The sequence below is a fragment of the Gluconobacter kanchanaburiensis NBRC 103587 genome (genome assembly GCF_007988905.1).
GTDB classification, from domain to species: domain Bacteria; phylum Pseudomonadota; class Alphaproteobacteria; order Acetobacterales; family Acetobacteraceae; genus Gluconobacter; species Gluconobacter kanchanaburiensis.
Window position 1 is genome coordinate 158,510 of sequence record NZ_BJVA01000006.1, and the last position, 22,714, is coordinate 181,223.

The 22,714-nt window shown below is 57.1% G+C and carries 21 protein-coding genes; 12 read left to right on the forward strand and 9 right to left on the reverse strand.

Annotated elements, in window-relative coordinates; genetic code table 11:
* Positions 1-2 precede the first annotated feature (2 nt).
* The gene (locus tag GKA01_RS06985; protein ID WP_194265789.1) at positions 3-305 is read right to left on the reverse strand and encodes a YtcA family lipoprotein; all 303 of its coding nucleotides are present in this window, start codon (positions 303-305) and stop codon (positions 3-5) included.
* 163 nt (positions 306-468) lie between these two features.
* Here GKA01_RS06985 and GKA01_RS06990 point away from each other — a divergent pair, with 163 nt between their 5' ends.
* Entirely contained in the window at positions 469-1,023 is a 555-nt protein-coding gene (locus GKA01_RS06990) for a YceI family protein (RefSeq protein ID WP_146860640.1), read from the forward strand.
* Between the two features lie 99 nt (positions 1,024-1,122).
* Positions 1,123-2,067, forward strand: a complete 945-nt coding sequence (locus GKA01_RS06995) for a ribokinase (protein WP_146860643.1) — start codon at positions 1,123-1,125, stop codon at positions 2,065-2,067.
* Positions 2,068-2,124: 57 nt separating this feature from the next.
* Here GKA01_RS06995 and GKA01_RS07000 read toward each other — a convergent pair whose 3' ends face one another.
* Entirely contained in the window at positions 2,125-2,583 is a 459-nt protein-coding gene (locus GKA01_RS07000) for an RcnB family protein (RefSeq protein WP_146860646.1), read from the reverse strand.
* Between the two features lie 263 nt (positions 2,584-2,846).
* Between GKA01_RS07000 and GKA01_RS07005 the strand changes: the two genes are divergently transcribed.
* The 4 genes from GKA01_RS07005 to glpK all read left to right on the forward strand — a co-directional run bounded on the left by GKA01_RS07005 (position 2,847) and on the right by glpK (position 7,859).
* Positions 2,847-3,626, forward strand: coding sequence for a DeoR/GlpR family DNA-binding transcription regulator (locus GKA01_RS07005; RefSeq protein ID WP_146860649.1), 780 nt, complete (start codon positions 2,847-2,849; stop codon positions 3,624-3,626).
* 125 nt (positions 3,627-3,751) lie between these two features.
* Positions 3,752-5,332 (forward strand): glycerol-3-phosphate dehydrogenase, encoded by a 1,581-nt coding sequence (gene glpD, locus GKA01_RS07010; RefSeq protein ID WP_146860652.1) that lies wholly within the window; start codon positions 3,752-3,754, stop codon positions 5,330-5,332.
* A gap of 35 nt (positions 5,333-5,367) precedes the next feature.
* Positions 5,368-6,264, forward strand: a complete 897-nt coding sequence (locus tag GKA01_RS07015) for an MIP/aquaporin family protein (protein ID WP_146860655.1) — start codon at positions 5,368-5,370, stop codon at positions 6,262-6,264.
* Positions 6,265-6,320: 56 nt separating this feature from the next.
* A complete protein-coding gene (gene glpK, locus GKA01_RS07020; RefSeq protein ID WP_146860657.1) occupies positions 6,321-7,859 on the forward strand; it encodes a glycerol kinase GlpK in 1,539 nt (512 codons plus the stop codon).
* A gap of 731 nt (positions 7,860-8,590) precedes the next feature.
* Here glpK and GKA01_RS07025 read toward each other — a convergent pair.
* Complete coding sequence (locus GKA01_RS07025; RefSeq protein ID WP_146860660.1) at positions 8,591-9,628, reverse strand: aromatic ring-hydroxylating oxygenase subunit alpha; 1,038 nt, start codon at positions 9,626-9,628, stop codon at positions 8,591-8,593.
* Between the two features lie 224 nt (positions 9,629-9,852).
* On the opposite strand from GKA01_RS07025, the gene GKA01_RS07030 reads away from it, so the two are divergent.
* Both GKA01_RS07030 and GKA01_RS07035 read left to right on the forward strand, forming a co-directional pair.
* Positions 9,853-10,107 (forward strand): hypothetical protein, encoded by a 255-nt coding sequence (locus GKA01_RS07030; RefSeq protein WP_146860663.1) that lies wholly within the window; start codon positions 9,853-9,855, stop codon positions 10,105-10,107.
* A gap of 253 nt (positions 10,108-10,360) precedes the next feature.
* The gene (locus GKA01_RS07035) at positions 10,361-11,263 is read left to right on the forward strand and encodes a S1/P1 nuclease (protein ID WP_194265760.1); all 903 of its coding nucleotides are present in this window, start codon (positions 10,361-10,363) and stop codon (positions 11,261-11,263) included.
* Positions 11,264-11,287: 24 nt separating this feature from the next.
* Here the strand turns inward: GKA01_RS07035 and GKA01_RS07040 are convergent, their stop codons facing one another.
* The 3 genes from GKA01_RS07040 to GKA01_RS07050 are packed head-to-tail and all read right to left on the reverse strand — an operon-like array spanning position 11,288 to position 15,552.
* Positions 11,288-12,787 carry an efflux transporter outer membrane subunit gene (locus GKA01_RS07040; RefSeq protein ID WP_167506328.1) on the reverse strand — a complete coding sequence of 500 codons (1,500 nt, stop codon included), beginning with the start codon at positions 12,785-12,787 and terminating at the stop codon, positions 11,288-11,290.
* An 8-nt stretch (positions 12,788-12,795) separates the two neighbouring features.
* Complete coding sequence (locus tag GKA01_RS07045) at positions 12,796-13,872, reverse strand: HlyD family secretion protein (protein WP_146860669.1); 1,077 nt, start codon at positions 13,870-13,872, stop codon at positions 12,796-12,798.
* A 15-nt stretch (positions 13,873-13,887) separates the two neighbouring features.
* Entirely contained in the window at positions 13,888-15,552 is a 1,665-nt protein-coding gene (locus tag GKA01_RS07050) for an MFS transporter (protein WP_146860671.1), read from the reverse strand.
* 167 nt (positions 15,553-15,719) lie between these two features.
* On the opposite strand from GKA01_RS07050, the gene GKA01_RS07055 reads away from it, so the two are divergent.
* Positions 15,720-16,688 (forward strand): LysR substrate-binding domain-containing protein, encoded by a 969-nt coding sequence (locus GKA01_RS07055; RefSeq protein ID WP_146860674.1) that lies wholly within the window; start codon positions 15,720-15,722, stop codon positions 16,686-16,688.
* A gap of 26 nt (positions 16,689-16,714) precedes the next feature.
* Here the strand turns inward: GKA01_RS07055 and GKA01_RS07060 are convergent, their stop codons facing one another.
* On the reverse strand, positions 16,715-17,632 hold the full coding sequence (locus GKA01_RS07060; protein WP_146860677.1) for a LysR family transcriptional regulator: 918 nt from the start codon (positions 17,630-17,632) through the stop codon (positions 16,715-16,717).
* 113 nt (positions 17,633-17,745) lie between these two features.
* Between GKA01_RS07060 and GKA01_RS07065 the strand changes: the two genes are divergently transcribed.
* Both GKA01_RS07065 and GKA01_RS07070 read left to right on the forward strand, forming a co-directional pair.
* Positions 17,746-18,336, forward strand: coding sequence for an NAD(P)H-dependent oxidoreductase (locus tag GKA01_RS07065; protein ID WP_146860680.1), 591 nt, complete (start codon positions 17,746-17,748; stop codon positions 18,334-18,336).
* Positions 18,337-18,497: 161 nt separating this feature from the next.
* Positions 18,498-18,836 carry an energy transducer TonB gene (locus GKA01_RS07070; protein WP_146860682.1) on the forward strand — a complete coding sequence of 113 codons (339 nt, stop codon included), beginning with the start codon at positions 18,498-18,500 and terminating at the stop codon, positions 18,834-18,836.
* Here GKA01_RS07070 and GKA01_RS07075 read toward each other — a convergent pair.
* Positions 18,820-19,764, reverse strand: a complete 945-nt coding sequence (locus GKA01_RS07075) for a LysR family transcriptional regulator (RefSeq protein ID WP_146860685.1) — start codon at positions 19,762-19,764, stop codon at positions 18,820-18,822. The two genes, GKA01_RS07070 and GKA01_RS07075, sit on opposite strands and share 17 nt — an antisense overlap.
* 231 nt (positions 19,765-19,995) lie before the next feature.
* Between GKA01_RS07075 and amaB the strand changes: the two genes are divergently transcribed.
* Positions 19,996-21,534 carry an L-piperidine-6-carboxylate dehydrogenase gene (gene amaB, locus GKA01_RS07080; protein ID WP_146860688.1) on the forward strand — a complete coding sequence of 513 codons (1,539 nt, stop codon included), beginning with the start codon at positions 19,996-19,998 and terminating at the stop codon, positions 21,532-21,534.
* Here the strand turns inward: amaB and GKA01_RS07085 are convergent, their stop codons facing one another.
* Entirely contained in the window at positions 21,535-22,599 is a 1,065-nt protein-coding gene (locus GKA01_RS07085; RefSeq protein WP_146860691.1) for a retroviral-like aspartic protease family protein, read from the reverse strand.
* Positions 22,600-22,714 lie beyond the last annotated feature (115 nt).

Here is a 22,714-nt window from a genome sequence, read left to right on the forward strand (position 1 = left end):
GATCAGGGTCCGAATACCAGCGTCCACACCGTCAGGGCGGCGACGACGCCCAGTGCGACATAAGTGAAGAGACGAAAGCTGAGCACCGTATCCACCCCCGTTAGCAGGAATAGGACCCGAAGCCCAATGGTTGTGGCAATACCTATGAGTCCGCAGAGCATCCAGTCAGGAAAATAGGCTCCCACGATCGGGAACGAGGGGGCACCCCGCAGAGAACATCCGGCCGTCGCCAGAAAGCATAAAATGCCCGGACGCAGGCTGGCCGAATACCGACAGACAGGCAGAGGCGGGCAGGGAGGTCGCATGAGGGACAACGGGACTTTCGCGCGGCCGATTGAAGGTGGCAAGCCTAACACATTCATTTGTGAAAGCCACAGTCTCGGTACATCAAAAAAGGTAGAGAGACGAACCGATCCGGTTGTGGGAAGTTTTGGAAGGCGAAGCCGTCTCAGGAGAAGGTGTCGGATAATGAAATACGGTCTTTTCCCCGTGATATTTATTCTGTGTCTGATGTTTTGTAGGCAGGCCAGTGCCGCGAGGCAGGACCTCGTCCTGTCTCCAGTCAATACGCAGGCCCGCCTGTATGCACGGTCGGCGCTGACGGACGTGGATGGCAGTTTCGATGATGTGTCAGGTGCGCTGACCTATGATCTGGACCGGCAGAGCTGTCATGTGGAGCTGACGATGAATGTCGCTTCACTGAAGGTCGGAAGTGCCGTCATGAAACAGATCATGCTTTCCGGTCTGATGCTCGACAGCGACACTCACCCTGTCATGAAATATGTTGGAGACTGCCGTCCACGGATTGTAAGAGGTCGGCTGCATACTGAATTGGCTGGAACGCTGAGCATGCGTGGTCAGACCCATCCGCTGGTGCTTGCGACCGACCTGCGGTTTCAGGGCAATACGCTAATGCGGATCGTCAGCCATGGTACATTCGACCAGCGACAGTGGGGCATGAGTACCCTGCTTCATTCGGTCAATCCCATGGTGAAGGTCGAGACGGTTATCCTGATGAAATAGTTCGTGATCCGGTCGAGACGGGTTCTTGTGGACGGTTCAGGGGTCGGATAAGCACGAGGCCGGAAATCCTCCGTTTCTCCAGCTTCTGGCCTCGTGAACATGACCATGCGGACGCCCCTGATTCTTTCTTTTGGCAGCATCAATATTGATCTGACGGCACGCAGTCAGCGCCTTCCCCGCCCCGGAGAAACCGTGCACGCGGAGACCTATACGGTCGGGCTCGGAGGCAAGGGTAGCAATCAGGCTGCTGCGGCTGCGCGACTGGCCCGGACACTCGATATCGACGTAGCGCTTGCCGGGCGCGTTGGCTGCGACGCTTTCGGTGCGCAGGCTCGAAGCGCTCTGTCCGGTTTTGGCGTGGACCTCTCCGCTTTGCGCGATGATCCGGAGAATCCCACTGGCATCGCCTTGATCGGAATTGATGCGGCGGCCGAAAATTGCATCACCGTGGCCGGTGGGGCCAACATGGCGGTGGATGTCAGTGATGTTACGGCTGCCGCTCCCTGGCTGGAGCGGGCAAAGATTCTGCTGCTGCAGCTTGAAATCCCGCAGGGTGCCGTTCTGGCTGCGGCCCGACAGGCTCGCAAAACGGGAGCCACGGTCATTCTGGACCCCGCACCGGCTCCGGAGCATGGACTTGCGGACGCCTTGTGGTCTGAGATCGATGTTCTGACGCCGAATGAAAGTGAAACTTTCAGTCTGACAGGTATCCGTCCCACAGATCCCGCAAAGGCGCGTGAGGCTGCGGAGGCCCTGTTGTCAAAGGGCGTGCGTGCGGTGCTGGTGAAAATGGGAGCAGAAGGCGTTTTCTGGCATGACGGGACGCATTCAGGGCATCTGGGGCCCTTCGCCGTCAAACCTGTGGATACGGTGGCGGCAGGAGACTGTTTCAATGCCGGGCTCGCTGTAGCACTCGCTCGCGGCGCCGGTCTTATGGACGCTGCACGCATTGCTTCCGCGTGCGGTGCGCTGGCGACGACCCGTCATGGTGCGGCGGATGCTGCTCCCGAATGGACCGAGGTCATGACCCTTGTAAATGACTGAAAGCGGGGTTGAAGGAATCAACTCCGCTTGTCACAGCTTTCGGAAACAGGAGCCTGTTCAGTAAGGCCCTGTTCCGTAGCCGGGTCCATACCCGGGAGGGACGGCGCCCGGCGGAGGTGGAACCGGTGCAGCAGGCTGGACCGTACCGGGGAGAGGGGCCATCCCATTTGCACTGACAACGCCGGCGATCAGTCCTGTCGCTAGAGCCGTCAGCAGAAACTGGTCTCCATAACGCATCCAGTAATAGCCGCTCGGTGGGGCATACAGCCCCCGATAGTGACGCCAGTTATCGACCGCCCAGCGGCGTCCTCGGGGACCGTTATAGCGGTCTCCCCGCTGCCAGACGCGCTCATGACCGCCATTACGGCCACCGCCACGGTAATCGCCATGCTGGTCGGGGCCTCCATTTCCACGCCCGTTCATGCCAGGTCCGCCATTATGGGGATCTGCGGAAGCAAGGGGAACCCCGGCGAAAACGCAGGCTGCCATCAGCCCTGCAACCAGTTTGATTTTCATAACTCACCTTCACACCCGGTTCCGGCCTCACGGAGATGACCGGACCGTGGGCTTCGTACCGAGCCCTTCATCTGGCCCATCAAGCATGGCCGGAATATGGCTTTAGGTACGCGCTTTGTAACAGGTGCGGAAAATCTGGCGGCGCGCGCCTGTCGGGCCGAGTTATGATCCAAGTTCTTGGGTCAGCATGGAGTGCGCTATCCGTGTGACATGGTGTGCGGTTATGTTCGTTTTCTTACATCTGGCCTCAGGATCGTTTCTCAATGCGCCTTGAACCATCTCCCGTCAGTCCGCGTCAGGATGGAATTGTTCGTCTCGTCCGAAGCGCCGGCTATATGGCAAACGAGGATATGGCCCGACATTTCGGAGTGGCGGTCCAGATGATCCGAAGGGACGTGACGCAACTCGCAGAGCTTGGTCTGCTCTGTCGTCATCACGGCGGAGCCACTCCGGTCTCAACGGTTGAAAACCTGGACTATGACGCTCGTCAGATTCTCAATTCCGCCGCCAAGAATGCGATCGGCCAGTATGCTGCGTCCCTGATTCCAGACCGATCCTCCCTGTTCATCAATATCGGTACGACGACAGAAGCGTTTGCCCGTGCGCTTTCGTCCCACCGGGACCTGCGGATTGTGACAAACAATCTTCATGTCGCATCCCTCGTTTCAGGACGCTCGGATTTTCATACGGTCATCGCCGGAGGTCAGCTTCGACCGCAGGACGGGGCGATTTTAGGAGCTGCGGCAATTGAGACTCTGTCTTCCTTTCATACGGAATTCGGTGTGATCGGGATCAGCGGAATTGAAGAAGACGGAACCCTGCTGGATTTCGATCTAAGTGAAATCCAGTGTGCACGGACGATTATCCGAAATTCCCGGCGAGTGCTGCTTTTGGCGGACCATACCAAGTTTAATCGTCGGCCAATGGGGCGTGTTGGAGAACTTGAGGATATCGACGACCTTATTACGGACAGGCCGGTTTCCGAGGCGTTCCAGCGTCGGTTGGAGCAGGCGGGCGTGACGCTTCACATTCTGGAAAAATAACGCGCCACAGCGTCTGATCCAACACTATCGCGTTACGAATCACATAAAACCCTTTCTTTATCGTTCAACATGCTCCAAAACGAACATCGACCGCTCGTTTTGGAGCGAGATGACAGGAGAGTGTGATGTCATCGATTCACGAGGTTTCATCTGTGTCCGGTTCGGCAGCGCCTTACGACCTTCTGGTTGTGGGGGGCGGAATCAATGGATGTGGAATTGCGAGAGATGCGGCGGGCCGGGGAGCGAAAGTGCTCCTGGTCGAGCAAGACGATCTTGCAAGCCATACGTCTTCCGCAAGCACCAAGCTGATCCACGGTGGCCTGCGCTATCTTGAATATTACGAATTCAGGCTTGTTCGCGAAGCTCTTATGGAGCGGGAGCGTCTCCTGAAGATCGCGCCCCACATCATCTGGCCCATGCGCTTTGTGTTGCCGCATTCAAAAATGCTGCGACCCGCCTGGCTGCTGCGGACGGGGTTGTTCCTTTACGATCACCTGTGTCCGAATATGACGCTTCCCCGCACCAAAGCTCTGAATTTGCGGAGTGCTCCTGCGGGCCGGTCGCTCCGATCTGATTATGTGCGCGGTTTCGAATATTCCGATGGCTGGGTTCAGGACAGTCGTCTTGTCGTGCTGAATGCCATGGATGCCGTTCGCGTCGGGGCGACTGTTAAAACCCGTACGCGTCTGGTGAAGGCCGTTCGCGCAGCGCAGGGCTGGACTGCGACGATCGAAGATACTGTGACCGGTGAACAGAGCACGGTAGAGGCCAAAGCAGTGGTAAATGCTGCGGGGCCATGGGTTGCGGAACTGCTTCAGGATCGCCTGAATGTTCCAAGCCGTAACCGCGTGCGTCTGGTCAAGGGCAGTCACATCGTGGTTCCGCGTGTGTTTGAAGGTTCTCAGGCCTATATCTTCCAAAATCCGGACAAGCGGATTGTGTTCGCAATTCCTTATGAGCAGGATTTCACCCTGATCGGCACGACTGATGTGCCCTGGGAGCAGGATCCGGCTCATGTGGAGATTTCCCAGGACGAAATCACCTATCTCTGCGAGAGCGTAAACCGCTACTTTACGAAGACTGTCCGTCCCGAAGACGTTGTCTGGACCTATGCCGGTGTGCGTCCGCTTTATGATGACAATTCGGGCAACGCTTCCGCCGTGACGCGTGACTATGTTCTGGATGTGGATGCGACCTCTGCGCCGATCCTGTCTGTTTTCGGTGGTAAGATCACGACGTTCCGTAAGCTGGCAGAACATGCTGTTGAGAAGCTCGCGCCGCATCTTCCGGTTCTGCGCAAGGCAGGCTGGACGGATGGCACACCTCTGCCGGGCGGTGAGTTTGCGCCCACCGACTTCGACTCGCAACTCCAGCGGTTCAGGGCTTATGCACCGCATCTGTCAGAACGCAGTTCCTGGCGGTTGCTCCGCAATTACGGCCTGAGGGCTTACGACATCGCAACCCCTGATTCAGACCGCATGGGGCGCATGTTTGGCAAGACGCTGAGTGCGCGTGAGGTGGATTATCTGATCGACAACGAATGGGCGCGCTCTGCCGAGGATATTCTCTGGCGTCGCTCGCGGCTTGGACTCTTCGTTACTGATGCCGACCGGGCGGACCTTCAGACTTATGTCGAAAGCCGTCTGCAGGCATCGCCCAGTTCTGTTTCCGACCCCGGCCCGGTCACGCGTCAGAACGTCGCCTGACCTCCCAGTTTCATTTTTCATGGCGGATGCCAGTCATGTCAGAAAACAGGCGTTATCTTGGAGAGCTCCTTTCGGAGTTCTTCGCAGTCGCAATCATCATTCTCTTTGGAGATGGCGTTGCGGCCATGTACTCGCTGTATGATCCCAGCCCCTACAAGACGGCTTACTGGGGCGTGTGTATCGTCTGGGGTCTTGGTGTGACGGTTGCGATTTACGCGACCGGAGCCATCAGCGGGACGCATGCGAACCCGGCCGTTACGGTTGCGCTGGCCATGTTCCGTGGTTTTTCGTGGAAGAAAGTGCTTCCTTACATTAGCGCTCAAGTTCTGGGCGGTTTTGCAGGTGCAGCCCTTGTCTATTCGCTGTACGTGCCGGTGATCGACCATTTCAACATGGCGCATAACCTGACGCGCGCGGTGGATGGTGGCGCTGCTGGCGTCTTCTTTACCCACCCGGGTGATTTCGTCACCGTCTCGCATGCGTTCTGGGACGAACTCGTTCTGACGGCGGTGCTGGTGTTCGGCATTTTCGCCATTACCTGCCAGTACAACACGCAGGCCCCACAGGCGAATTCGAGTGCGCTGATCATCGGGCTCCTCGTCGCGATCATTGGTGCGTCCTGTGGCTATCTCGATGCATGGGCCATCAATCCAGCCCGCGATTTCGGTCCGCGCCTGTTCTGCTTCTTCGCAGGCTGGGGACAGAGTGCGCTGCCGGCACCGGGTAATTATTTCTGGGTGCCGGTTGTTGCTCCGCTGATCGGTGGCCCGATCGGTGCAGCCATATATCAGTACGGACTGCGCCCCTTCATGCCACGCTATGTCGAGCAGACGATCACTGTCACACCAGAGGGCATCAATCCCGCTGAGCCGGTTCTGGTCGTCTCCAATCCAGGCGATCCCGCTGCACCGGTCATCAACCGCGTCTCCTGACATCCGTCTGAAACATTCCGAACCTTCTGCCAAGATTTTCTGCCGGAGAATTCATCATGAGCAAGAAAGACTGCATCCTCGCCATCGATCAGGGTACGACGTCCACCCGTAGCATCATCTTCGGAAAGGACGCCCAGGCACTAGCCCTGTCGCGCAGGGAGTTCCCGCAGTATTATCCGGAGCCGGGCTGGGTCGAGCATGATGTCGAGGACATCTGGCGAGACGTGCTCGCTACGGCGCGCGAGACGATTGATGAAGTGGGTGGTCCGGGTCGGATCGCGGCCCTCGGCATCACCAACCAGCGTGAAACCATTGTGATCTGGGATCGCGAAACAGGGCGCGCCATTCATCGTGCGCTCGTCTGGCAGGACCGCCGGACGGCCCATGAATGCAATGCCCTGCGTCAGCAGGGTAAGGAAGCGTTGGTCCGGGAAAAGACGGGTCTGCTGCTAGACCCCTATTTCTCGGCCAGCAAGATCGCTTGGCTGCTTGACCACGTGCCCGATGCGCGTCGTCGTGCGGAAGCGGGCGAACTCGCGGCAGGGACAATCGACTGTTTCCTGCTGTGGCGTCTGACCGGGGGCAAACGTCATGCCACCGACATCACGAATGCCTGCCGCACGTCACTTTTCAATATTCATACACAGGACTGGGACGAGGAGCTTCTTGAGCTGTTCAATGTCCCGCGCCAGCTTTTGCCGGAAGTCTGCGACAACAGCAGCAATTTCGGGGAGACGGAAGCCGGGCTGTTTGGCGAAAAGATCGTTATCGGCGGTATGGCGGGCGATCAGCACGCAGCAGTCATCGGGCAGGCCTGTTTTCAGGAAGGCATGGCAAAGGCGACTTACGGGACGGGCTGCTTCATGCTGCTCAACACCGGTGAGACGCCTATCATGTCCAACAACCGTCTGCTGACCACGATTGCCTACCGGATCGGCGGCAAGACGTTTTACGCGCTGGAAGGCTCCATCTTCGTAGCGGGCGCGGGTATCAAATGGCTGCGTGACGGACTGCAGCTCATCACCCATGCTTCCCAGACGGATGACATGGCGACGCGCATTCCTGATAGTCACGGCGTTTACATGGTGCCTGCGTTCGTGGGCCTCGGTGCGCCGCACTGGGATCCGGATGCACGCGGGCTGATCTGCGGTCTGACGCTCGGTTCCACGCAGGCATATATCGCCCGTGCCATGCTGGAATCCGTAGCTTTCCAGACCTATGACCTGATCCGCGCCATGCGTGAAGATGGTGCCATGCGGACCAGTATTCTGCGGATCGATGGTGGCATGGCCGTTAATGACTGGTTTGCCCAGTTTCTGTCTTCGATGCTGAAAGCGGAGGTCGAGCGTCCAATTAATATCGAGACCACGGCCCTCGGCGCGGCCTTCCTTGCCGGGCTTCAGGTGGGTCTGTGGAAGACGCTCGATGAGGTCGCAGCGACGTGGAAGCAGGAGCGGGTTTTTGCGCCGAAGATGGATCCGGCGCAGCGTCGGATTATGATTGATGGCTGGCACGATGCTGTTCGTCGGACACTGACGCCTCCCGCTTTGACGGTAAAGTCGTCGGCAGATGTGAAGTCTATTCGTGCTGCCTGATTGTCAGGCAAAGCGTTCAAAAACTGGTGCATCGAAAGGTGCGCCAGTTTTTTTAAAACAAAATGATCGATTACAAAGATAATTATATCAGAATATTAATGAATATGTTATTATAAATGAATTGTTTGTGTTGAAAATCCGATCCTTCTGATCGGCCTCAATAAATGATCTGAATAAGGCGGATTCATGCCCGGCGAGTAAAGCGTTTTGCAGCGGGGAATACAGAGTATAAGACAAGAAGAGAAACGCTTCTTCGGGCGGAGCGGCATGAAAGTTACGGCTTTCGCATTCGGAACCGCTTTTCTGGGTCATGCTTTGCGACGAAAAGATCGTGGCGATTGTACGCTGAGTACAAAAATCCACCAAGTTATGACGGTACGATGCGTGCGTTTGTTGGATCTCTCCAGCGACTGGCGCTGGAACATATCGACCGTTTCATGAATGGTGATACCCGACCCAAATATTTCCGGAATACTCGTAATCAGAACGGTGTTCCCGCTTGAGCAGAGCCTTGACTGGCTCAGCCACCCCATCCCGGTTGAATGTTGAGTAACTCTGAAACGTAAAGGCCTTCTACCGGAGAAGCTCTGCTACTTGAAGATGGCGGAAACTAAGGAAGTAACTTGTGAACTGAAGGAGTGGAGTTGCGGTCGGTCTTACAAGCCTGTGGCCGCGAAATGTTACCGTGCCTAGCTGTTTACGGATGACGACGCGTAAAGGAAGCGCAAGTCTCAGGCTGTAAAGAACTGGCTGAAACCCATTGCGCGAAGGGTGCGGCGATAGGCGATCGAACTGCGATCCGCCATGACATGAGCTTCCAGCGTGGGATCAAGTGGAAGGTTCTCGGGCTTCTGCGCCTCAACCAGCGCGCGATCTTCTTCAAAGATCCTGCGGTTGAAATCATAAACCGCCTGAAGCGGGATCTGTTTGTCGAAGTTCCGGCAGATCGGTGAAAACATTCGTGTCTTCCGTGCAGAAACGGGCGAGGCGGCATTCATGATGACCAGGCGCCCGTCTTCTGGGAAATGGATTTCCAGCGTGGCTACGAATGGCGCGTGGACGCGGAAATGCCGCAACCATTCAAAACCCGGTTTTTCCCAATCCTCATGCCCGATCGGGAAATTGCTGACCGTGCTGCGATATTCCGCTTCAAATCCGTCATGCGTCATTTTCGGCACGTAGGATGGAACGATGGGGTTGTCGGGATGGGCGAACGTCTCGGTATGGACGAAGGCGAAATGCGCTACGTCGATGAAACCCTCGACCTGCCGTCCAGCAAAGCCCGCGATGTCGATCCACGGGCAGTTGATCTGTTGATAATCAGGCTCGTCCCAGTGTGGCATTGGTGGAAGTATCACGCTTGCATTGGAATTCAGACACGTCCAGATCAGACCGTAACGCTCGACGGCCGGATAGGTGCGCAGGTTCAGCTTTGAGGGAATGGCGCTGTCAGGATGGGCCGGGACACGCACGCATTTTCCGCCGTTGCCGAAGCGAAAGCCATGATAGGCACAGGCGATCGTCTGACCATCACCCTTGCCCATGCTGAGGGGCACGCCACGATGCGGACACAGATCATCCGCGATTACGATTGTACCGCCTGCGCGATAGAGTACGAGAGGCGCGTCGAGAAGCGTTACGCCCAGCGGCTTGTCTTCCAGTTCTCGCACCAGCGCCACGGGATGCCAGCAGCGGGCGAGAAGATCCCAGTCCGCCGCTTCGAATGTACAGTTGCGGGGCAGATGCACGGTGGCGGGCTGTGAGATCATGAAAGGCTCCTCAACATGAGAAAGCATCATTCCCGATCTGCCTGTTCTCGAATATATCAAATTTTGTGATAATTCGTTCTTTAAAATAGTACGGACACTTTTTATCGAGTTCCGGCTTTGAACTCGCTGAAGCTGGCAGTATCGTGCACGGCAGTCCGGAAAAAGGAACGAACGCGACCGGCGTACCGGTTCTCTTTCCGCAGGAAAACAGGAAGTATGTCCGCATGACCGTCCCGCAGCAGTCCAGCCCTTTTTTCCAGCAATTGCAGCTGATGAATGGTGATCGCGGCTTTCTGGCCAATCTGGGCGGTTTTTTCTGCGTCAGTTGTATGATGGGTCTGGGTAATCTGTTCAGCCAGTCACTCTTTCACCAGAACATGGCATGGCTTCTTGGACCGCTCATGGTCATGATCGGACTCTATTTCTTCGTTCCCTATTTCATTCTGCTGCTGACGCATAAACGCTCCAGCGAGGGCTGAATCCGGCCCGGTCCACTAAAAAGGAGATACGGACCAGATCCCTTGCTGTGCCTGAAAAGGGGGCGTCAGTACTGCGTATGGTTCTTGCGAACCTTTGTGACCTGATCCGCGGTCAGGGGATAGGTGCCGCTGCCTAGGTGTTGGGATCCGCCATTGTCCGTGTCAGCCATCTGTAAGTGCTCGTCTTGTCTGGTCCTTGAAACGGTGAGAAAGAAGAGCATCATCAACTGAGTAGGCGGGTAGTCAGGTTCTCATGCATTTTCGTCTTCTGTGTGCGTCCCTGATTGGGGTCGGTTCCGTTGTTTTTTCATCCAGTGCTTTCGCATGGGGGCCTTACGGTCATGCGATCGTGGCGGATATCGCGCAGGAGCGTCTAACGCCGCAGGCCCAGAAGGCCGCCACATCCCTGCTGGCGCTTGAAAATCACCAGAGCCTTGATCAGGTCGCGTCCTGGCCTGATACGATCGGCCATGTTCCCAAGAAGAAGGGCGGCGCGCCTGAGACCTTGAAATGGCATTACGTTGATATCGATGTGTCTCATCCGGCGTATGATCAGACCCGCGACTGCCCGGATCATGCCTGTGTCGTAGAAAAGCTGCCCGAAGAGATCAAAATCCTCGCCGATACGCATGCTTCCCCGCACGATCGTCTGGTTGCTCTCAAATGGGTTGTGCATCTGATTGGAGACATTCATCAGCCGCTGCATGCTGCTGAGCGTAACAAGGATATGGGGGGGAACGCGATCCGTCTGACCTATTTCGGTAACAACGCCAATGGTCACATGAACCTGCATTCACTGTGGGATGAGGGTGTGATCGACCATGAGGCGGACTTGCATGTCGGCCCGTTCTACAGCATTGATCCCGCCCGCGCGAAGAAGGAAGCCGACCGTCTTGGCGCTCTGATTACGCCAGATGAGACGAAATACTGGGTGCAGGATCTGGACGGAGGCGATGTTTACAACGCAACTGTTGACTGGGCCGACGAGAGTCACTCCCTCGCTCGCAGCGTGGCCTACGGTGGACTTCCGGCCAACAAGGGTGCCGATATCGGCAAGGGCTACACGGCGCTGGCCTGGCCGATCATGGAGCTGCGTCTGGAACAGGCCGGTGTGCGTCTGGCTGCCGTTCTCAATACCGCCCTTAACGGCGGATGAGAACGGCTCCAACGGGGCTGGGCGTCAGGATTTCTGCGTCCAGCCACCGCCCAGCGCTCGATACAGATGGGCGACGGAAATTGAGACATTTGCACTCGACTCAGCCAGTGCACTTCGGCTCGTCAGAAGGGCATTCTGGGTCGTCAGGACGTTGAGGAAGTCCCCCGCACCCTGACTGTACTGAAGCTGTGCGATATGAACGGCGGTTTCGTCTTCTGTGACCGTCTCCGCGAGTCTGGTGTGTCGCTCCTGCGCGGCGCTCAGATCCGCCATCGAGTCATCGACTTCTTCCCAAGCTTTCAGAAGGGTACGCTGCAACGCGATGGCCGCTTCCTTCTGCTGGGCGCGGCGTAGATGAAGCTGCCCGGTCAGGCGGCCGCCTTCGAACAGCGGCAGTGTCATGGTCGGGCCGAACCCGTACTGACGCGACGCCCATGAGCCCAGTCCGCTGAACTGCAACGCCTGAATATCCAAACTGCCAGACAGCGTCACGCGCGGGAAAAAGTCCGCGACTGCCACGCCGATGCTCGCCGTTGCTGCATGAAGATGGTCTTCAGCCGCTCGTACATCCGGGCGACGCTCCGCCAGTTCGGACGGTAGCCCGACCGGAATGTCTCCTGGGACGGCAGGAATGGTCTGAGCTGAACCGAGCATGTTTTTCAACGCACCCGGCTGTTGTGCTGTCAGGAAGCTCAGTGCGTTTACAAGATGTACTTCCTGACTTTTCAGAACAGGAAGACGCGCCTCGAAACCATGCATCTGTCCGCGGGAATAGGCGACATCAAGCTTAGTTGCCGTGCCCTGCGCGAAGCGAAGTTCCGTCAGCTTCACACTATGTTCTGCAATCGCGATACTCTGCTGTGTGATGCCGATCTGCGTCTGGATATTACGCAGGCTCAGATAATCCTGCGCCGTTTCCGCCATGAGGGAGACCAGCACATCACGGCGAAGCTCGTCCGTTTCATGCATGGCCGCGGTAGCCGCCTCAACCTGACGCCGGACATGCCCCCAGAAATCGACCTCCCATGACGCACTCAGCCCGTATTGTGGCAGATTGAAAGACGGGTTGCCCTTCGCGCCATTCATTGCCGCTGGTCCAAAGCCCTGCTGGCCGCTGGCAATCTCGCCGGCGTCGGCTTGCTGCATGGTTCCCAGCAGGCCTAGAATACCATTCGTGCTGGCGCGTTCGCGGGCATAGGATGCAGCACCTTCCATATGCGGCATCTGGGCGGCACTGGCGATCCGACGTTCAGCCTGACTTTCCGTGAAATGCAGGGCAGCCTCGCGGAGATCGAGGTTGTTGCGCGCGACCTTTTCTTCCAGCGCCGTCAGTGTTGGGTCACGATAGATATGCCACCATTGTGCATCGACGGCAGAGGTTTCTTGCGGATGACTGGCTGCTGGAGAAAGGCTCTGATGCCAGTGTGCGGGGGCCTGCGGGTCAGGACGGTGATAGTCCGGTCCAACGGTACACGCAGATAGCGCGGTGAGTGCCAGAAGAAGGCCGCGTGAGGGGTGGAGCATGGCAGATCTCATTTCCAGAGATACCGGGCATCATGGGAATGGGCGCCTTCGGGCGTAGAAGACGTGTCGATGCGAGCTTCAACCGACATGCCGACACGAACCTTTTCCGCCAGCGGTTGGCCGGGATCGAAGGTCAGCTTGACGGGGACGCGCTGGACCACTTTCGTAAAGTTGCCTGTCGCATTATCAGGTTGAATCGCTGCGAAAGCGACCCCTGTGGCCGGGGCCAGACTGTCCACGTGCGCTTTGAGAGGATGGCCGGGAAAGGTATCGACCCATACCGTCGCGCTCTGTCCGGTCTGGACTTTTGTAAGCTGGGTTTCCTGAAAATTCGCCAGCACATAGGCTTTGCGGACCGGCACAACCGCCAGCAGCCCTGTGCCCGGTTGGACATACGCACCAACACGCACACCGCGCTCGCCCACCACGCCATCCACGGGGGCGGGGATGGTGCAGTAGGACAGGTTCAGTTCGGCCTGATGCTCGGCACTTTTTGCCTTCAGCAACGTACCCTGAGCCCTTTCGAGCTGCGCCTTCAGCACAGCGACCTGCTGCTCGGCCGTACTGGTTCCGGCCTTGTCGCGGGCAAGGGCCGCAATCGCTTCAAGCTGTCGGGCTTCCGCGCCCTGTTGCTGTTCTATCGTGCTCGCGCCCCCTGCGGACAGATTGCGATACCTGGCAGCATTCTGCCGTGCGAAGACAAGCGCAGCTTCGTCGGACTGCACCGTGTATTTCGCCGCGTCGACAATGGATCCCTGACGGTCAAGCAGGGCCTGAAGATTATTCACATCGCCCTGAGCAGCAGCCGTGTCACCACGGGCCGCATCCAGTGCCGCGCGGTAATCGTCGTCCTCGATATGCGCCAGTTCTTCCCCGGCATGGACGTATTCGTTGTCCTCGGCCAGCACGCGGTCGATACGCCCGGAAACTTTCGGAGCTACTGTCGTGAAATCTGCCGTGACGTAGGCGTCGTTGGTCTCCTGACGGATACCGTCGCCCACGAAGAAACGGTCTGCCGTCCAGGCCAGGCCTGTCAGGACAACGACCGCACATCCGGCCAAAAGAAGGGGTTTTCCGTAAATCATATTGAGGCAGGTCCGTCAGTGTGCGGTGGCTGGAAGGGAGGAAGGATCGGGTTCGCGGGCTGCGGCAGGCATGGCCGGAGCTGGTCCCTTGCCGGGCGGATAAACCCGTTTCGGCAGCACGGCAGTCAGCGTGACATAGACGATGCACAGGCACATCACGACGAAGTAGATGTCCACCAGTGCCAGCGTGGTCGACTGTTCGTGCAGATAAGTGTGGAAAATCTCGAGTGTATTACGCGCTACATGATCGCCATCGGGCGAGCTGTTGCTAATTGCTGCATGGATCGGATTACCCATGCCCGACAGTGCGGTGGCGTTGTTGCCAGCCCGGTCCAGCAGCATTGTGGAATGATACTGCTCCCGGCGACGGAGCAGAATTTCGAAAATGGCAGCCGCGAGCGCATTGGCCATGCCCTTGAGCATGTTGACCATGCCTGAGATGAACGGGCCGTCGGCTGGCCCCAGAGACATGGTGGCCAACATGAGCACTGGGATCACGACCATTGGCTGACCGAGGATCTGAAGCGCCTGCAGGAGGTAAAAGTTATCCCGTACCCAGTCTGGTGTCAGCCAGGTTCCAAGGAACGCTGCCAGCGCCAGACACGACATGCCGAACGCCAGCACATACCGACAGTCCACCCGCGCGGAGTTGCAGAGCGCAGCCGTCAGCGGCAGCACGATGAGCTGGGGCAGGGCAACCGTCAGCGCGACTGGAGCTGCCTGAATGGGCCGATATCCCCGTACGGCTTCCAGATACGTCATCGGCACTTCCAACATCAGTCCGCAGATCACCAGCACGCCAACGAGTGTTAGAAGCGCCATCGTGATGTTGCGGTTTTTCCAGTACTGAAGCCGGAAAAACGGGCTGTGATGGTGCCATTCATGGAACAGGAATCCGACGAATAGTGCGCCGCCCCAGAATGTCAGATGGGAGATGATCGGCGAACGGAACCAGTCCAGCCGGTCTCCCTGATAGAGCACTGTCACCACACACAGGATGGACGGCACACCAATGAAAAAGCCGCGCCAGTTGAACTTTTTGAACCGTTCGAGATGCACCGGATCGCGTGGCAGTCCGTAGGCCATCATGGCGATGGCGATGATGCTGAAGGGAATGACCTCCCAGTACAGCCAGCGCCAGCCTACATGCTCAAACCACATTGCTTCGAGCGGCCCGCCCAGATTGGGGCCGAAAGTGGCGCTCATCGCATAGCCGCCAATGCCGAACACCTTGACGGGTGGCGGCAGGTATTTGAGCATGACCGTCATCAGGACGGGCGGCAGGCACCCCGCACTCAGTCCCTGTGCCGCACGAAGAAAGCACAGCGAGACCATGTCCGGCATGAAGGGCAGCGGAATTGACAGAATGGCGAGGACAGCCGTCATGAAGATCGAGAAGCGGTAGATCGAGAACGTCATGTAAAACCAGGGCGTGAACGCCATGGCCGCGATGTTGAAGGCCTCGTAGATCGAGGTGAACCACGTCCCCTCATCATGCCCGATATGCATTGCGCCCCGGATGTCGGCGAGACCGATTTCCGTGATGTGCTCGTTGAATCCGGCCACATGCACGGCCAGCAACATCCCCAGACAGCCGACAATGGTCCGCATGCCGAAGGGCGGGATATAGGAGGGCTGCGCGGGTGGTGCACCTGCGGGAGGCGAATCTGCTGGTTGCATGTGGTCTCTTTCGTTTCGGCATAGGCACTATCCGGAGTGACTTGGTCCGAAAACCCACGTTTGTGGTAAGTGACGTTTCCATTTTTCGTAAGGGTTGAAGAAATCCTTTCCATTTTCACGCAAAGGCGTGAGAATGTGCTCGCAAACCGCAGAAAACGGAGGATAATTTGGCAAAGCGGACCGACGGCCACAGACGCTACGATCTCGATCTTCTACGGTATCTTCAGGTTCTCGTAGAGGAAGAGAGCGTCTCAAAAGCCGCGCTGCGCATGAAGGTGAGTGACGCCGCCATGAGCCGTCATCTCGCAACGCTACGGACTGTTTTCGGGGACCCGATTTTGGTCCTGTCAGGCCGGCGTATGATGGCCACGACTTTTGCCAGCCGGATCCGTGACAGAGTTCAGAGTATCGTGCGCGACGCCGATGCGCTGGTGAATGATAACGAAACGCTGAAGCTGCGGCACATCTCACCCCGTTTTACGATCCGCGCCAATGATCTTGTCGTCAGTGCGTTCGGGCATGTCATCCTGATGGCCCTCAAGCAGGAATGTCCAAACTGCAGCGTTGTGTTCGCTCCTGAAACGGAAGAGACGGCCAGTGAGGCGCTACGCAACAGCCAGATCGACCTTTATGTTGGTGCCACGGACGATCTGCGTCCTGAAATAATGCGCCAAACCCTGTTTCTGACGTCATTTCGCGCGATAGTTCGTGAAGGGCACCCTATCTTCGCGCGAGGGATTACGCCGCAGACTCTGGTCGATTACGATCATATCAGTGTCTCCCGAAAAGGCCGATCCTATGGTCCGATCGACACTATTCTCAAGGAACGCCACGGCCTGACCCGCCCCATCGCGATGGTCGTGCCGACCTATCATTCCATGATCGATACCGTGCGCGAGACGGATATGATCCTTCCCTTGCCGGACATTGTGATTGACCGCCTTCCACTTTCCCAGATCCAGCTTGAGGCTTTCGATTTCCCGTTCGAACTGCCGCCTGTCACGTCCTTTCAGGCTTGGCATCCCCGCGTGGATACGGACGGAGTGCATCGCTGGTTACGTGATACGGTTTTTCAGGTGATCCGTCGCGAACTGGCGCAGGTCAGGAAAGTGCCAGCGGCGGTGTTGCCGTCATAGGGATAAGCAGAATATGGGAATTGGGTTCATAAGTTTCCGGAAACAGGTCGAAGACGGGCCTGCAGACGTGGAACCATAAAGTCGAGAACCCCCCGGACGCGATGAGGAAGCTGTTTTCCTCCCTGATAGAGCGCATGGATCTCCTCTTCGTCGCGCGTTCCACTGTTTGTGAGCACTTCGACCAGACGTCCCTCGGACAGGTCCTCACGCACATGATATTCCGCCAGACGGGCCAGTCCGGCGCCGCCGATCGCGGCCCGGCGGACGGTTTCGCCATTATTGGCCAGAAGGGGCCCGCGAATGATCCTGTCGACGATCCGTCCTCGGTCCTGCAACGGCCAGACCGGTGCAGCACGCCGGAAATTGAATCCCAGGCAGTGGTGGTGCTCCAGATCATCCACGGTTTCAGGCCGTCCGAACTGCTTCAGATACGCAGGTGACCCGACAATCAGCCTCGGTACCTTTCCCAGATGACGCGCCATAAGGCTGGAGTCCTGGAGGCGCCCGACCCGGAAAGCAATATCCGTCCGGTCAAGATATAGGTCCGCCATTTCGTCAGAAAGTGAAAGGTCGATCAGGATATCCGGATATGTCTCCCAGAATGCTGGTAGCAGCGGCTCCAGAAGCAGCGTACCGAAAGCTACGGATGCATTGATGCGGACCGTGCCCTGAAGCTGAACGGTTTTTTGGGACAGGGTGCTTTCCATGTCGTCAATTTCTGTCATCAAAGTCTGCGCCCGGTTATAATAGGCATGACCTTCGGGAGTGACTGACAGTTTCCGGGTAGATCGTTCAACGAGCCGGACGCCAAGCCGGGTTTCCAATCGTCCGATAAGCTTGCTGACAGTCGAGGGTGTGGTCAGGGACAGACGCGCTGCTTCGGAAAAACTACCGCTTTCCACAACACGCAGGAAGATCTTCATTTCTCCGAAACGGTTATCCATAAATATTCCAACCTATGAATTTGGTTCACAGGTTTTATGGAGTCTGCTGCAGTTATCAAGAAGGCTCTGTCAGGTCATGATATTTTTTCTAGCTACAGACTGGACGAACATTCATGACAAGAATTCTTCTCTTGAACGGTGGCAAGGTTTTTGCCCATTCCCATGGCCGCCTAAACGACACGCTGCAGGCGCTTGCCTCCGATGTTCTCGGTCAGAATGGCCATGAAATACGGCAGACGAAAATCGACGACGGCTATGATGTTGAACGGGAAGTCGAAAATTTCCTTTGGGCCGATCTGCTGATCTATCAGTGCCCCGCCTGGTGGATGGGTGTTCCGTGGATTGTCAAAAAATACATCGACGAGGTGATGACGGCCGGTCATGGCAGGCTCTACACCAATGATGGACGGAGCCGGACTCATCCGGAACGTAAATATGGTTCAGGCGGACTGGTGCAGGGTAAACGTTATATGCTGTCCGTTACGTGGAACGCACCCGTTGAGGCGTTCACCGATCCTTACCAGTTTTTCGAAGGGCGAGGGGTGGATGCGGTCTATTTTCCGTTCCATAAAGCTCACGAGTTTCTGGGTATGTCGGCGCTGTCCACATTCCTTGCTACCGATGTCATTAAATCTCCTGACGTGGACGGCACACTCGCGGCTTATCGCACACATCTGATGAACGTTATCGGAGCTGCTACCTGAAGCGAAGAAAGTCCGGAAACGAAGCTTCCTGCAGAAGAATTACTTGTACCTGTATTGAAGTGCAATCTTTCCAATTATGGAGCACCTCATCACAAAACGGTGCTATCCTGAAGGAAGAGATTGCTTTACGGTGACTGTGCGTTATTGGAGATAAGAGAAAATTGAAGAAATTTCTATTGTTGGTCTCTGTAGTGGGGCTTTCAGGTGGCGCTTTTGCACATGCAGAGGTCGCAGGTGCATCCCAGCTCCTTACCAAGGGACCGGTCTATCCTGCGGCGATGCTCGTCAAGAATGAAACCGGTCATGTCACCCTGACGGCTGACATCGACAAGACCGGTCATACTGTAAACTGTCAGATCATAGCCACGACCAATCCGGGCTTCAATGAGAGTGCACTGGATTACTGCCGCCGAGAGCTATACAGACCGGCAGCCAGAAACGGTCATCCCGTGGTGGAACATCGCCACCGTATCAATGTGGACTTCAGTCTGGACAAGTAACCAGCGACCTGACGGCTGACAGGGAGAAATTTTCCCTGTCATGGGCCGCTTCTTCTACCAGCCATTCTCGGAACTGGCTGAGGCTTTTGGAGACCGGGTGGGAGAGTGGTCTCACAAAATAATAGGCTTCTTCACCACGCGGGCACGGTTCTGTTAACTGGATCAAAGTGCCGTCCGCCAGTTCTTCGCGGATCAGAAAACGGGGTATCATCGCACACCCTGTCCCCTGGATCGCGGCGGCTATGATGAAGCTGAACTGGTCGAAGAGCGCTCCCTGAAGGCTGATGCTCTCTGTTCCGTGGCTCAGGAACCAGTTCTCCCAGGCGTTGGGGCGGCTTGTAAGATGCAGAAGCGGCGCAGTCAGTAAATCCTCACAGGAGGAGATGCGGAGTTTTCTGGCGAGGTCCGGGCTGCATACGGCTACAACGTCTTCCGTCATCAGAAAAGAAAGCTCTGTCCCCGGCCATTCCGGAAGGCCAAAGTGAATGGCTGCATCCAAAGGGTCCGTCGAGAAGTCGAAAGGTTGCAGATGGGTATGCAGGTTGACAGTGATGTCAGGATGTTTCGCCGCAAAACGGATCAATCGGGGGGCGAGCCAGCGAGCACCAAATGTAGGAAGAACGCCCAGATTGATGCTTCCTCCGCCGGGATTGGCCCGGAAGGCGAGGGTGGCCGCTGAAATATGGCGGAGTGCTTCCCGGATTTCCCGGACATAATGCTCTCCTGCCTTCGTCAGTCGCACGGTCTGTCGATCTCGTAGAAACAGTGTTGAGCCCAGATGACTTTCGAGCGCCCGGATATGACGACTGACAGCACTCTGCGTAAGTTTCAGCTCTTCTGCGGCTGCCGTGAAACTCTGGTGACGGGCAGCGGCTTCGAACGAGCAGAGAAGGGTGGTGGATGGGAGGAAACGACGGGCAAGTGTCATGACTCTGTTGGTTTTCCTCTCTGGGCGACATATCCGGTCATTCCGTTTCGGAATGACCCTGCGCAGCTTTATCGTTTGGCAGGCCGCGAGTCATGACTGTAAATTCATGACAGTTTCGTATCGGCCTTTTAAGGGCGACTTCAGACCCGTGTCTTGTTTTATGTACCTATCGACAGACCGTGTTTTCAGATGCCTCCTGCTGCGTGCCGAAAATCCATAACAGGAAGAACAATGACGTCATCCCTCCGTTCCGAAGTAAAGACGCTGCTGGATACCCTCGGCGTCAGTGCCGAGCTCCATTCAGGTGGCAGTCTTCAGGTCAGGTCACCGCTGACGGGTGAGGCGATTTCCGAGGTTGTGGAAATCAGTGCGGAAGCAGCGCAGGCAAAAATTGCTGACTCGGTGATGGCGTTTCGGGACTGGCGGAAAATTCCCGCTCCCCGGCGTGGCGAACTGGTCCGGCTGCTTGGGGAAGAGCTTCGGGCGAACAAGGAGGCGCTGGGACGCCTCGTGACGCTGGAAGTGGGCAAGGTTCCGTCCGAAGGTCTGGGCGAAGTGCAGGAAATGATCGACATCTGCGATTTTGCAGTCGGTCTCTCTCGCCAGCTTTATGGCCTGACGATCCCGTCTGAGCGTCCTGATCATCGTCTGACGGAGCAGTGGCATCCTGTGGGACCGGTGGGTATCATCTCGGCGTTCAATTTTCCGGTTGCCGTCTGGTCATGGAATGCCGCGCTGGCGCTGGTTTGTGGTGACAGCGTGATCTGGAAGCCGTCCGAAAAAACTCCGCTGACGGCTCTGGCTACGCAGGCATTGTTCCTCAGGGCCGCGGCTCGTTTCGGTAGTGATGCGCCGGCCGCGCTCAGCACATTGCTGATTGGTGGACGCGAGATCGGTGAGTTGATGGTAGAAGACCGCCGTGTCCCCGTCATTTCGGCGACAGGCTCCACGCGGATGGGCCGCGACGTCGGCGAGCGTGTGGCGCGGCGTTTTGGCCGCTCCATTCTGGAACTGGGCGGCAATAATGCATCCATCGTCACCCCGTCCGCCGATCTGGATCTGACGCTGCGGGCCGTTGCTTTCGGTGCCATGGGAACCGCTGGCCAGCGCTGCACGACGCTGCGTCGGCTGCTCGTCCATTCCAGCGTTTACGACACGCTCGTGCCGAAGTTGATCAATGTCTACAAGGCGATTTCCGTCGGCAATCCTGTCGAGGGCGACGCGCTCGTCGGTCCGCTGATTGATGCGGCGTCTTTTTCAATGATGCAGGACAGTCTGAAGGCCGCCATTGCCGCAGGCGGTACGATTCATGGTGGAACGCGTGTGAATGTGAATGGCGAAGGGTCATTCTATGTTCGTCCGGCGCTGGTCGAGATGCCGTCGCAGGTCGGCCCCGTGCTGGAAGAGACCTTCGCGCCGATCCTGTACGTCATGAAATACGATACGCTCGACGAGGCCATTGCGCTTCAGAACGATGTGGTGCAGGGCCTCTCGTCGTCTATCTTTGCGACCGATATCCGCGAGGTGGAGCAGTTCCTGTCCGGGCAGGGATCGGACTGTGGCATCGCGAACGTCAATATGGGGCCGTCCGGTGCGGAAATCGGCGGAGCATTCGGTGGCGAGAAGGAAACCGGTGGAGGCCGTGAGTCCGGCTCTGATGCCTGGAAAGCTTATATGCGTCGCCAGACCAACGCCATCAATTACGGTCGGACCCTGCCTCTTGCACAGGGTGTGACATTCGATGTGGATGGCGGTTCGGCAGACGCCTGATCAGGGACTTCCAATGGGGTGGGGCGCAGGCTTCGCCCCCTGACCCTGTGCAGGCGTGGCCTGCTTTTCTTCGCTGGCATGCGTAATGCTGAGGCGGTCATGGGTTGGCGACCAGGGGAGAGCCTTCTCCTCAACGTAACCGGCAGGTGGTTTGAAGTCCTCAAGCCAGAGTTTGCCCGCCATGGAATTGATCAGGACGTTGAAGTGTTTGAGGACGTCCATCCCCAGGATGTTGAATTCCGCATCCGGGACGACATCCAGTGTGATGTCATGCAGTGTGTGCGAACCGAGTTGCAGCGTGTTGAAATGATGTCTGTGCCCTAGCAGGACCTCACCCGCGCCCACACGGATTTCGTCGTCCTGAGTGAGCATGCGTCGCGAAATCCCCATTTTCCGAGCGACCCATTGCTGGATAATGGACCGGTTGGCGCTGGTGTTGAGCTGCATGTCCACCTTGTGACCATCCAGCAGGGCCGTGACCTGGTCTCGCTGAGGGGAGTCGTCATCGAACGACACCAGGGGCAAGGAAGGCCCCGGATCTTTCAGGAGCGTTCCGATATCAGGGCAGTCTGGTGCGGTATCGTAGGTAAAGATAGCCATTTTCTGGGAGTATCGGTCGATCAGGATATGATAGTTTCCAAGAATGTCCCATCCGATATCTACCATCAGAAGTAGACCATCGGGGGCTTTCGGGGGGCGTTCGCCGACCAGAAGAGCCGTCATGTCCTTTAAGGTAGACTGACCGATCTGAAGGCTACGGATGTTTGTGGAATAGTTGCCGCCCGTTCCCGTAACGGAAATGGTCCTGATGGGATCTTCCCGGTAAAAATCAAATCCCTTTGCATCCCAGACACTCGTTCGCGTCGTGAACGTCGAGAAGAAGGCGCCGACATCGTGATCGTTGACCCGGACATGAATGACGGGAGCGCCAGCAGGGTTGAGGAAGGGTAGGACTTCACTCGTTAGGACGCAGTCATGAATGGATCTTGCCTGCGTTGAAGGAATGAAGGTGAGCAGAGCAAGAAAGGCGGAGGAAATATGCCGCCTGAAAGACAGTCTGCCCATTGCGGATCCTCGATCAAGGGCGGGTCAGCCATGATGGCACCTTCTCCCGTTTCCCCATAAAAGCCAAATGCTTTCACAGGGAACTTTCTTAAGGCACTTTCATGGGCAGGTTGCC